This window comes from Streptomyces sp. NPDC025618 (assembly GCF_055558795.1).
Genome location: NZ_JBVHLW010000013.1, coordinates 50,613 through 62,306 on the forward strand (window position 1 = coordinate 50,613; position 11,694 = coordinate 62,306).

Consider the following 11,694-nt stretch of genomic DNA (forward strand, 5'->3'; position numbering starts at 1 on the left):
GAGTCCTGGTCGCAGTGACCGAATTCCTGTTCCTTCTGTGCCGATCTTGGGGTGACGACTTATTAACCAGGCCATGTAGTCGTCCGTGTTCTCCGCGTGCTGTGTTGTCGCACGTGTCCGAGGACGGACGTCGCGCTGGCCTGAGTTGCGTCACCCATCCTCGCTTTTTCCTTCCCGGGTGCAGCTCTGCCGTCTGCCCCGGGCTTCGGTGTTTTCCGGCCCCGGTGCGGCTGTCGGCAGGGCTCCCCGATTCCATCGGATCAGGAGCTTTCCCGTCGTGTCTTCCTCCGCGCTCGGCAACGAGCCGCAGTACACCACCCAGACCCCGACCCACCCAGCACCTCGCCGCCCGAAAATGGCCCTGGCGGCCTGGATCGCCCTCTTGGTGCTGCTGACCGCCGAGCTGATGAACATGCTCGACCAGTCGGTCGTCCTGACCGCCCTGCCCGCGATCCAGGAGTCGACCGGTGGCGGACCGGTCGCGGTGCAGTGGCTGACCACCGCCTATTCCCTGCCCATCGCCATCGGGCTGATCACCGGCGGACGGCTCGGTGACCTCTACGGCCGCCGCAGGACCCTGCTCATCGGCACCGTCGTGTTCACCGCCGCCTCGCTGCTGTGCGGTCTGGCCACCGGCCCGGGCGTGCTGATCGGCGCCCGCCTGCTCCAGGGCGTCGGCGTGGCCGTGATGATCCCTCAGGTCCTGGCGACCATGCACGTCACCTTCGAGGGCCAGAACCGCAGCAAGGCGTTCGGCCTGTACGGGGCCGTCCTGGCCATCGCCAACGTCCTGGGCCCGGTCCTGGGCGGCGTGCTCACCCAGGCCGACCTGTTCGGGCTGTCCTGGCGGCCGATCTTCCTGGTCAATGTGCCCGTCGGGCTGGCCGTACTCCTCCTCGGACGCACATTCATCCCCGAATCGACCGTCCGCAAGGCCGACCGGCTTGACGTGGTCGGCATGCTGCTCTCCGGCCTGGCCATCGTCCTGATCCTCTTCCCGCTCACCGAGGGCCACGCCCACGGATGGCCGCTGTGGTGCTTCGTCATGCTCGCCGCTGGCGCCCTTGTCCTCGGTGTCTTCCTGCGCCACCAGCGACGCGGGCAGGGCAGCTCCCCGCTGGTGACGCTGACCCTCTTCCGGGTCAGGCAGTTCTCCGGGGGCATGGCCGCGGACCTGCTGCACGGCCTGCTGTGCGGCCTGTTCTTCATGACCTGGACGCTGTACCTGCAGCGCGGACTGGGTATGAGCCCGTTCCACGCGGCCCTGGCCTTCGTGCTGCTCTCCGTGGGAGAACTGGGCGGCGCGACGGTCGCGGCGAAGACCGCCGGACGTTTCGCCCGCCGTCTGCCGCAGACCGGAGCCCTCATCGCGACCGCTGCGATGGTCGCCTACGGGCTCCAGATCGGCAGCCAGCAGGCCGGCCTGTCCCTTCTGGCGATGACCGCTCCGGTGGTGCTGATCGGCTTCGGCCTGGGCATGGTCTCCGGCCCGCTCGCCGATCTGTCGCTGGCCAGGGTCCCGCACGAGGACGCCGGCTCGGCCTCGGGCTTGTTCAACACCGCCATTCACCTGGGCATCGCGCTGGGCACCGCGCTGACCGCCGTGGTGTTCTTCGCCGTCACCGGCGGCTCTCCCGACGCCGGACTCAACCGCGACGCGTTCGTCACCGTGCTGTGGTGGGTCAGCGGCCTCCTGGCCCTGATGTGGGCGCTGATGTTCTGCCTGCCCAAGCAGGCCGACAACCAGGTTGACTGAGCCCCTCCCAGGCCCCGGCGACAACGTCGGCCGGGGCCTGGGCCGTCCTCCAGCGGCCCGTACCCGTCGGCCGGCTTCTCGCCGTCGGGCAGGTCGGCCCGTCAGGTACGTCCTGATTCAGCCGAGCAAGGCCGGGTTGGGCAGTAGCGCCCATTGCTCGCTTTTCGGATCGAGCTGCTTCAAGGTCAGGGCCTTCGCCGGCAGCCGCTCCGTCATGAGGGCCCGCAGGTCGGGGGTCCGGGGCAGGCCCCGGGTGGCGGCCTGGAGGATCGTGCCCAGGGCTTGGGCGCTTCCTGCCACTGGGCCCAGCGCGCCTGTGACCAGGCAGCTGAAGACCTTGCGGCGGAGGACGGCGGGCTCGTCGTTCAGCAGCCGGCCGGTCAGCGGAGGCGGTGGGAACCCGTGGCGGGCCAGCCGGGCGGGGCTGATGCGGATGTCGGCGAGGTCGCGGTAGACCAGTCGCCGGGCCCGGCCTTCCCGGTCGAGAACGGCGAGGAGGTTCTGCCCGTGAGCCTCCAGGGCCAGCCCGAGGTCCAGCAGGTCCAGGCAGACACCGAGGGCGAGGTGCGCGAACTCGATGATCCGGTTCTGCCGCTCGCCGTGGGGGAGTGGTGCGAAGTGCGCGGGCAGTTCCGCCACGGGCGCCACCTGCTCGCCGGTCCCGGCATATCCGTACGGAGATTCCCGGAGCACCGCCGCGAGAGCCGGTGTGCCAGCTCCGGCCGCCGACAGGGTCCGGGTGAGGTGCAGTCGGCCACCCAGGCGTTGCGCGACGGCTTCGGCGACGTCGTAGGTGATCACGGCGTTCTCCACCGAATACGCGGAGATGTCCCGCACCGCGGAGGTGAGTTGGGTGCTCAACGCCGTCTTGACGTGCAGGTTCTGCCCGAGGTCGAGCGTGCGCAGGGACAGCAGTGGATGGGCCGCAGGCCCGGGAAGCAGCGCCCGGCCTTCCAGGGTGTGCTCGGCCTGCCAGGGGTGCACCGGGATCAGTGTGAGGTGGCCGTCGCGTAGTTCCGCCGGCCACGGGCCCCGCACCGTGGCGTCGGAGACCGGCGCGAGTCGGAGGGTGACCACCGGCCGGTGCTCCGGTGCGTACGCCAGCTGCTCGGCGGCCGAGAAGCCGGGGCGGGACCGGCAAGTGGGGTGATAGGGATGTCCGTCGGACGACCGCTGCTCCCACTCCCACGGCGCCGCCGGTGGCTCAGGAGGGGCAGAGGCGGTGCGCGACAGCGCCAATGAGGCGGTGCTGTGGTCGAGTTCGGCGGAGAAACGCTCACCGCCGGGCACGGCCAGGGCTGTCAGCAGCCGGGCCGGATGCTCGTACGGGCGGCCGTCCAGCTCAAGGGAGGCGATCGCCGTCCCTGTCGCCCAGGGGTCCGAGGGCGGGCCGTGCAGATGCCGCCCGTCCGCCAGCCGGAGCGTGACGCCGTCACGGCCGGTGGCGCGGCCGGTGACCCAGGGGTGTGGCTCGTGGACCAGCCCCCGCCATAACCGTGCCAGCGTCGCGGCTCGCGCCCCGGGCAGGGCGGTCAGATAGGTGTCAGTCAACTCCGGTCGAATGACGCTAAGTTGACGTTCTGTCTCCCGCTCCGCGACGGTACCGCACACGCGCATCTCCTACCGCACGCGGGCGCGTTCCACACATACTGAGGGCGATGCGTGACTTATCCCGAGCGGCCGACGCCCTGTCCATCGCGCCGCTGCTCAACTGCCTGCTCCGAGAGGCCGCCGAACCGGCCTGGGAGCCGTCCGCCGGCCAGGCCGTCCACCGCCTGCGCGCAGGCGGCCGGCTGCTCCGCGTGCGTACCGGCCACCGGCCCTCCTCGCCCGAACTGTGGACCGGCGTGATCTGGCGCCGCCTGTGCCACGCGGAGCTCGTCGACCTCACCGCCCGCGAGATGCGCGCCGCCACCGGCTTCGCCAACTCCGCCCTGGTCGCCGAGGTGACCGCCGGCCGCGCGGCCGTGGAGGCCATCCTCGCCGCCCGGGCCCGCGCCACCCCACCCGACGATGTGTGGCTGCGCTCGGAGCAGGCCCTGGTGATGGGCCACCCCTTCCATCCGGCCCCCAAGTCCCGCGGCGGCGGCGGACCGCCCGCCGCCTGGCTGCGCTATGCCCCCGAGGCATACGCCCGCTTCCCGCTCGTGCTCCTGGGCGTGCGCGAGGACGCGGTGATCGACGACGGTGACACCCGCGCTCTCGACGCGCTGGGCCAAGCCCCGCCCGGCTACCGCCTGCTGCCCGTCCATCCCTGGCAGCTCGACCTCACCCACCGCCTGCCGGCCGTGCGCACCGCCTTCGCCGAGGGCCGCCTGGTCCGGCTGGGCGCCACACCCTGGAAGGCCGAAGCCACTTCCTCGGTGCGCACGGTCCACGTCCCCCGGAGGTCCGAGGGCGCGGGCCGGGCCGGTGACCTGTTCCTGAAGTTCAGTCTGGAGGTGCAGATCACCAACGACGTCCGACGGATGCGGCGGCACGAACTGCGCCATGTACGCCGCACCGATCCGCGGGTCAGCGCCGCCTTCGCGGCCGTGGAAGGGCCCGCGGCCTGGCTGAGCGAACGCGGGCACCGCACGGTGCGCGGCCTCGACGAGACCTTCCCGGTCCTGGTCCGCGACGGCCTGGACGGGCATCTGGTGCCGGGCGCCACCGCGGTGCTGGCCGCCGCGCTCCCCGATGGCTTCGACGGCAACCCCCTTGACCGCCTCACCGACCCGCTGCCCTGGTGGTCGGCCTATCTGCGGCAGGTCGTCCCGCCTGTGCTGGAGGCGTATGCCCGGCACGGCGTGGCGGTCGAGTGCCACTTGCAGAACACCCTGATCGCCGTCGACACGGACGGAATTCCCGTCCAGGCCGTCTTCCGCGACACCGAGGGGGCCAAGACCATCCCCGAGGTGCCGAGAGGGGCGGCCTGGCAGCGCCTTGTGTACTGCCTCGTCGTGAACAATCTCAGCGAGATCGCCCACACCCTCGAACACCGTTTTCCCGGGGCCGCCGAGGTGCTGTGGCCGGCCGCGCGGCGGGAGTTCGAGCGGTACGCCGAAGAACGCGGCTTCCCCGAGGCCCTCACCCTCCTCGCGGCGCCGACGGTCCCGGCCAAAGCGAATCTCCTCTCGCGATGGATCGGCGCCAGCGGTACCGACCCCTGCTATCTGCCTGTTCCCAATCCGCTGGTGGTCGGATACCCGACCTGCGCACCGAGTTGGCGTACGCGCGGTCCGGCCGCGACGACGTGAAAAGGGGTGAACGGGATGAGCCTTGGGATGCCGTGGCAGCTGCCGTAGACCACGCGGTGGGGCGGTGCGCGTGCACCGCCCCGTGTCGGGTGGGGAGGCCGGGTCAGCCGGTCCGGCTATTCGCGGTGACGGAGCGTTTTGTTATTGCTTGTCACGCGCGGCCTGTCGTTCGGTGATCTCGGTCTTGACCGTCTCGTGCAGCTCGTCCGACGTGAATCCGAGGCTGCGCAGGATTCGCGCGGCCGGGCTCTCCTCGGTGCGGATCAGGCCCAGCAGGGTGTGTTCGGTGCCGACCCAGTCGTGGCCGAGGCCGGCCGACGCGCGGCGTGCCTGCTCGATGACCTCCTTGCTCTCCGGCCGGAACGCGATGTGACCCCGAGGCGCCTTCTCCCCGGCCGGCGGCAGCGCTTCCCTGATCGCGTCGCGGATGCGCTGCTCCGACCCGGATGCCGCCACCAGCACCGCGTATGCCAGGCCCCGCGGTTCGCCGAGCAGGCCGAGCAGCAGGTGTTCGGTGCCGATGAAGTCGTGCTTGTGCGTCCGGGCGGCTTCCTGCGCGAGGACGATGCTGTGCCGGTTCAGGTTGGTGAAGCGCTCGAACGCGGCGGGCGTGTGGCGTTGCTGGGCGGCCTGTTTGGACACGCCGATGGCGTCGCCGATCTCGGTCCATGACGCGCCGGTCTGCTTGGCCTTGCTGACGTAGTGGTCGATGAGCTGGTCACCGAGGTCGGACAGCGTCTGTGCGCGAAGGCGCGCCTCGCTGATGCGAGCCAGTTCGTCGGAGTCGGGGAGCTCCTCGTCGAGCCGGGCGATCAGGTCGGCGAGGCTGATGTCGAGTGGACTCATGCGTCAACTTTAAGTTGACGATCATTCATCGTCAACCAGTAATTGACGATTACTTCCGGGGTGCTTCCACGCCTTCGCGGGACGGTTCGGTGCGACAGTCGAACCTGATCACGATTGCTCAAGCGCGCCGAACTTGCGTGGGGCGGCTCGGCGGTTGGATGTCGAGTGGATGTGATCTGTCTGTCCGTCCGCCGAGTGCCGTGCTGAACTGACGGCTGGTCATGCTGGCCCTTCCGGAGGCGCGCACCGGGGCCCCGTGGCCCGGGTCAGCTGCCCGGGTGGGCGGCTGACCAGCCGTGTTCGAGGAGCGCGAAGATCTCGTCGGCGGCTCGGTGCGGTTCGGGGTGCTGCTGGATGAGGCTGCGGGACTCAAGGGCGAAGCGGGCCAGGGCGGCGCAGCTGACATCGTCCTCGGGTGCGCCCGCGGCCTCGGCGATGGCCCTCGCCAGGGCCTCTTCGTGGCGCGTCCACAGGCGGTGGGCGTAGTCGCGCAGCGCGGGAGTCTCCTGCACCATGCGCGTGAAGTCGGCGAACCGCGGGTCCGCGGCGTGAACCGCGAGCTGGGTCTGCTTGAGCAGGAGGTGCTCGCGCAACGCCTGCGGGATCGACTGGCCCTGGGGGCGCTCGCGTACGGCGGCGACGAGGGCCGCCTCCAGGTCGTCGGCCTGATCGAAGACCAGGGCTTCCTTGCCGGAGAAGTGCTTGAACAGGGTGGTCACCGAGACGTCGGCGGCGTCGGCGATGTCTTTGACGCCGACCTGGTCGTAGCCGCGCTCGAGGAAGAGCTCGAGTGCGGCGTCTGCCAGGGACTGGCGGGTCTGGGCCTTCTTGCGCTCGCGGCGCCCGGTCGGTTCGGTCACCCGTGCACCCTACCTCGAAGTGCATCCACTATGAAAGTTTAGTCATTGCACTTATTGAGTGGATGTGCTTTCTTGGAGATGCCGGGTAACCCGGCGACTCACCCACCTCCCGAGGGGCACTCCCATGAATTCCGTCCGTGATCCCCGCATCGCGATCGTCGGCGCCGGCCTCGGCGGCCTCACCTGCGCCCGAGTGCTGCAGCAACACGGCCGCGCCGTCACGGTCTTCGAACGCGAGGCTTCCGCCGCTGCCCGCCCGCAGGGCGGCACCCTCGACATGCATGCCGACACCGGCCAGGCCGCCTTGCGTTCGGCGGGGCTGCTCGACGGGTTCCACGCCCTCGCCCACCCCGAAGGGGACGAGTGGCGGGTGCTCGACTTCGCTACCGCAGCCCCTCTGGCACAGCAGGGGCCTTCCGACTCCGACACCCGGCCGGAGATCGACCGAGGCCAACTGCGCGGTCTGCTCCTGGACTCGCTCACCGGAGGCACGGTGCGGTGGGACCGCGCTGTCAGCGGGGTCACCCCACTGGCGGACGGCACCTGCCGGCTGCTCTTCGGTGACGGCACCGCCGAGGACTTCGACCTGGTGATCGGTGCCGACGGCGCCTGGTCGCGCGTCCGCCCGGCCCTGTCGGACGCCGTACCCGGCTACACCGGTGTCACCTTCATCGAGACCGGATTCGACCACTGCGACACCCGCCATCCCGACCTCGCGCGGCTGGTCGGCAACGGATCGATGCTGGTGAAGGGCGCCGGCATGTCCTTGGTCGCCCAGCGCAACAGCAACGGCCACATCCGCGCCTACATCGCGCTCCGCGCGCCGCAGGACTGGCACGTGGCCGCCGGCGTCGACCTCGGCGACGAGCGGGCCGTGCGGAGGCACCTGCTGACGATGTTCGACGGCTGGGACGAGAGCCTGCGCTACATCCTGCGCAACGGCGACAACGGGTTCGTCAACCGGTCCCTGTTCGTCCTGCCCGCCTCGCACACCTGGGAGCACGTTCCCGGCGGCACGCTGCTCGGCGATGCCGCGCACCTGATGCCCCCGGTCGGACTGGGCGCCAATCTCGCCATGCTCGACGGCGCCGACCTCGCCCGCGCACTCGTCACCGAATCCAGCACCGACGACGCCGTCCGCGCCTACGAGAGCGTCATGCTGCCGCGCTCGATCGAGGCCGCGACGGCCAGTGCGCAGGGGCTCGACCACCTCGTTCCCGCGACGGCCCCTTGAGCCGCACCGCCCCCGGGCCCGCGTCGGTCACGTGCGCTCTCCGGCGGTCGCTCCCGAGGGGGTCGAGGTGGAGGCGGGCGTTGCGCGAGTGCCGGGCGGTCGACCGTGCGAGCAGGACGGGGCTCGCCTCGGGGGATTTCGAGGGGGCGGCCCGGCCCGCCCTGCGGGGAGCTCGGGTCGGCGGGCCGGGCCGGTTCGACCGCGCAGCGACAGGGGAGTGGGCTGCGCGGCCGGTCGGAGGGTCGGCGGTGTCACCGCCGGTGGTGCGTGAGTACGCGTCAGCGCGCTACCCGGAAGGCCTTCACCTGCTGGGTGGTGCAGGACTGCTTCTCAGCGGCCGTCATGGGGCGCGTCTTCACGACGACCGCGTTGCGCACGCCGTCGGTCCCGTTGGGAGCGGGGCCGGTGACGGTGTCCGGGAGGTACCAGTAGTAGTGGCCCGCCTTGGGGGAGTCGTAGTGGGTCTGCCAGGTGCCCGAGATGTTCTGCATCGCCTGGGCGCGGGAGACCCAGCCGATCTCGCCCGGCTTGACCGTCACGGTCAGTGAACTGGTCTCGGAGTGCGAACTCGACCAAGTGTGGCTGTAGGACGCCTGGACGCTGACGTCGATGATGCCCGCGATCTTTCCGCCGGCGCTGATGGTCACGCCGGCGCTGTCGCTGGAACCCACTGTGTCGGACCAGCTCAAGGTCTGTGTCGCATCCGAACTGCTGCAGTTGTGCAGCTCGTCGGAGACCCGCCGTTGGTTCCCCAGGAACGCCTTGCCGATCTTGGGATCGTTGAATGTGCACTTGCCGACACCGGACGCGCAGTCGGCCATGATCTGGCCCGCGGGCATGCCGTCGGCCGCCTGCGCCGGCAGGGTCATCGACGCCAGGACGCCTGCCGCCGCCACGGACAGCGCGGCTATCCGACCGACGTGGCGACGTCTTGTGGTCCTCTTCACCGGACAACTCCCCTTCATGGGACGAGAGAACGGCGAGAATCCGTCACTCCGGATTCGTCACCGTGTGTTGCGAAGAGGCTCGTCCATACGTCCTGACAAAACCACCAAGAAAAAGTAAAGCAGTAATGCAATGGTCAACAACCGTCGGTGGGGCGGCTCTCGGGCCGATCCGCCGCGCACTCGGCTTCGAGCGTGGCGAGGCGCTCTTCACCCACGAGTCCCGGGCCGGCCCGCATGTCGAGATGCAACCGGTTCTTGACGGCCTCGTCCTCGGGAACGCGCTGGAAGTACGCCCGCGGCCCCGTTGGACATCAACTGGGCCGGTCCGGGCGCCTGCCAGAACCTGACCCGTGCGCTCAGGCCCACATCGGCGCATGCCGTGTGACAACTGTCATCGCTCAACAGGGACGAACTCTTCTGCCGCCCCGGCCCCGCGCTCCGAAAAACTGACGGCCTATCACCCGCCCGTCACGACAAAGGAACGCACCATGTCGAAGCGCGCCATCGCCCTGGCCGCCAGTACCGTCGTCCTCGCCGGGACTGCCCTCGCCCCGGCTGCCCAGGCCAGGACACCACCCGGGGTGAGCGTCACGGTCAGCGGACGGGTCACAGCCGACATCCCGGCCGACGCCGTCGGCGTCAACACCCCCTTCTGGGAGCCGAATCTCATGCGGAGCGACACACCGCGGCTGATCCGCGAAGCGGGCATCACCACGCTGTCGTTCAACGCGGGCGGGCCCACCGACCTCTACCACTTCGACCACGGGGGCTGGCTCAGCCCCGATCCGTACGGCCCGTACAACGGCCCGAACGGCGTGGGGTACGAGAAGCTCACCCCGCGCTTCACCTTCGACCAGTTCGCGCGGACCGCCCGGGCCGCGGGCGCCCGCATGATGGTGCACGTCAACTACGGGACCGGGCCGACCGACACCAAGGGACACCCCAGCACCGACGACGCTCCGAAACCGGGCGACCCGCGGGAGGCCGCCGACTGGGTGCGCTACGCGAACGTGACACACCGCTACCACGTCCGCGACTGGGTCATCGGCGAGGAGAACTACCTCAACGGCTGGAACAGGCCGGCGGGGCCGACCCCACCCGGCCAGAACCTGCGGGTCCGCGAGCCCGACGCGCATCCCGGCAAGTCACCGCAGGCATACGCCCGCGACAGCATCGAATACGCGAAGGCCATGAAGGCCGTCGACCCGGGCATCCGCGTCGGCATCGAGCTCTTCCCGTACGACCCGGCGAAGACGAACGAGCCCGGCGGGCTCAACCAGTCCGCCAAGCGATGGGCCGACGCGTGCTCGACACCCCTGGGCTGACCGACGCCGTCGACTTCGTGGACGTCCACTGGTACCAAGCGCGGTACGACAAAGCCACCACCGAGGCCGAGTTGCTCGCCGACACCGTGGCCACCACGCCCGCCATGGCCGCCATGCGCGCGTCGCTCGACCACGCCTCGCGACCGGGCCACCGGCTCGACATCGTCGCGGGCGAGACCAACCTCGACAACGAGGGCGACCCGCGCCAGCGGAGCGCGGCCGGCGCCCTGTACCTGCTGGACAGCAACCTGTCGCTGATGGAGAACGGCGTCTCACGGGTCGACTGGTGGGCCCTCTGCAACGGCCCTCAGACCGCAGGGGGCGGCAGCGCCTGGGGCGACCTCGGACTGCTCTCCTCCGGCACCTGCCCGGCCGACTGGTCCGGACCGCAGCCGTGCGAACCCCCGGCCGGGACCCCGTTCGCACCGTTCCACACCATGAAGCTGTTGACCACCGCGCTCAAGGGCGGCGGGAAGACCCTGGCCGTCTCCTCGGCCGACCCCGCCCTCGGCGCGCACGCGATTCGCCGGGCCGACGGCACCCTCGCGGTGGTCGTCGTCAACAAGGACCCGCGGCACGCCCAGCGGTTCCACCTCGACCTGCCCGGCGCGTACCGCGTGCAGCGCACGCTCGGCTGGCGTCAGGGCGACACGGCTCCCACCGTCCACCGCGGGCCGGCCCCGACCTCGCTCGCCCCGTACTCGGCAGCCGTCATCCTGCTCACTCCGCGCGACTGACCCCACAACAGGCGGGAAAGACAAGGAACACGACACGGAAGCGCCGACGGCGCGCCGTCCTACCGGGCTTCGCCCCCGCCCTGCCCGACCCAGCCGCGCCCCGCTGACCTACTCCGTCGGCCTGGCACGCATCCGCCGTGCCAGGCGCCGAAGGATCGTACGGCCTCGATGAGAGCGCCTGGGAAGAGGCTCCCGGCTGCTCACATCCGCCCGCGTCGCGTCATGGCCGCGCGGTCGCCAGTGGCCGTCCGGCGACACGGCGGGGGACTGGCGCTCCGCCTGCGCCTTGATTTCCCAGTACGACTCATGGGAAGTCACGCGGTACGCCTCCTCCCAAGCCGCCAGAGCCGCGGTGACGCCGGACCCCTCGGTGCCCCGGCGACGCACGTGGAGCGCCAGCCAGACAAAGCCGCACAGGACTGCGAGGAGTCCACCGAAGATGGCCAGGAGCGGCAGCAGATCACCCATGCCTCTGAGGCTAACTCGGTCCGCGATGAGGTCTGAATGTGCTCGCCCGATAGGCCGGTTGATGGGGGATCAGCAGGCTGCCTGCCGGACTCCAGGGGACGTTGAGAGAGGCCGCGCCGGTGGGCCGACGGTGTTGTCCCGGCCGGTTGTGCGGTGGACGGGCCCGGGGGGGGGGGGGGGGGGGGGGGGGGGGGGGGGGGGGGGGGGGGGGGGGGGGGGGGGGGGGGGGGTGAAGCGAAAGGGAAAGACGGTTGTTGCCCCCCGCCGAGGGAGGGGGGAGAG

At 70.8% G+C, this 11,694-nt stretch carries 9 protein-coding genes and 1 pseudogene; 5 read left to right on the forward strand and 5 right to left on the reverse strand.

What is annotated here, in order from left to right; genetic code table 11:
• The first annotated feature begins 277 nt into the window (after positions 1–277).
• Entirely contained in the window at positions 278–1,756 is a 1,479-nt protein-coding gene (locus tag ACZ4A5_RS14480; RefSeq protein ID WP_467582539.1) for an MFS transporter, read from the forward strand.
• Between the two features lie 117 nt (positions 1,757–1,873).
• On the opposite strand, the gene ACZ4A5_RS14485 is transcribed toward ACZ4A5_RS14480, so the two are convergent.
• Positions 1,874–3,373, reverse strand: a complete 1,500-nt coding sequence (locus tag ACZ4A5_RS14485) for an IucA/IucC family protein (RefSeq protein WP_467582541.1) — start codon at positions 3,371–3,373, stop codon at positions 1,874–1,876.
• A gap of 41 nt (positions 3,374–3,414) precedes the next feature.
• Here ACZ4A5_RS14485 and ACZ4A5_RS14490 point away from each other — a divergent pair, with 41 nt between their 5' ends.
• Positions 3,415–4,995, forward strand: coding sequence for an IucA/IucC family protein (locus ACZ4A5_RS14490; protein WP_467582543.1), 1,581 nt, complete (start codon positions 3,415–3,417; stop codon positions 4,993–4,995).
• 141 nt (positions 4,996–5,136) lie between these two features.
• Here the strand turns inward: ACZ4A5_RS14490 and ACZ4A5_RS14495 are convergent, their stop codons facing one another.
• Both ACZ4A5_RS14495 and ACZ4A5_RS14500 read right to left on the reverse strand, forming a co-directional pair.
• On the reverse strand, positions 5,137–5,841 hold the full coding sequence (locus tag ACZ4A5_RS14495) for a Clp protease N-terminal domain-containing protein (protein WP_467582545.1): 705 nt from the start codon (positions 5,839–5,841) through the stop codon (positions 5,137–5,139).
• 266 nt (positions 5,842–6,107) lie between these two features.
• Positions 6,108–6,701, reverse strand: a complete 594-nt coding sequence (locus tag ACZ4A5_RS14500) for a TetR/AcrR family transcriptional regulator (protein ID WP_467582547.1) — start codon at positions 6,699–6,701, stop codon at positions 6,108–6,110.
• Between the two features lie 124 nt (positions 6,702–6,825).
• Between ACZ4A5_RS14500 and ACZ4A5_RS14505 the strand changes: the two genes are divergently transcribed.
• The gene (locus ACZ4A5_RS14505) at positions 6,826–7,935 is read left to right on the forward strand and encodes an FAD-dependent oxidoreductase (protein WP_467582549.1); all 1,110 of its coding nucleotides are present in this window, start codon (positions 6,826–6,828) and stop codon (positions 7,933–7,935) included.
• 278 nt (positions 7,936–8,213) lie between these two features.
• Here ACZ4A5_RS14505 and ACZ4A5_RS14510 read toward each other — a convergent pair whose 3' ends face one another.
• The gene (locus ACZ4A5_RS14510; protein WP_467582551.1) at positions 8,214–8,882 is read right to left on the reverse strand and encodes a hypothetical protein; all 669 of its coding nucleotides are present in this window, start codon (positions 8,880–8,882) and stop codon (positions 8,214–8,216) included.
• 173 nt (positions 8,883–9,055) lie between these two features.
• A pseudogene (locus ACZ4A5_RS14515) lies at positions 9,056–9,184 on the reverse strand (VOC family protein); the annotation flags it as partial.
• A gap of 186 nt (positions 9,185–9,370) precedes the next feature.
• On the opposite strand from ACZ4A5_RS14515, the gene ACZ4A5_RS14520 reads away from it, so the two are divergent.
• A complete protein-coding gene (locus tag ACZ4A5_RS14520) occupies positions 9,371–10,207 on the forward strand; it encodes a hypothetical protein (RefSeq protein ID WP_467582554.1) in 837 nt (278 codons plus the stop codon).
• The gene (locus tag ACZ4A5_RS14525; protein ID WP_467582555.1) at positions 10,186–10,944 is read left to right on the forward strand and encodes a hypothetical protein; all 759 of its coding nucleotides are present in this window, start codon (positions 10,186–10,188) and stop codon (positions 10,942–10,944) included. The genes ACZ4A5_RS14520 and ACZ4A5_RS14525 overlap by 22 nt, the downstream gene beginning before the upstream one ends.
• Positions 10,945–11,694 lie beyond the last annotated feature (750 nt).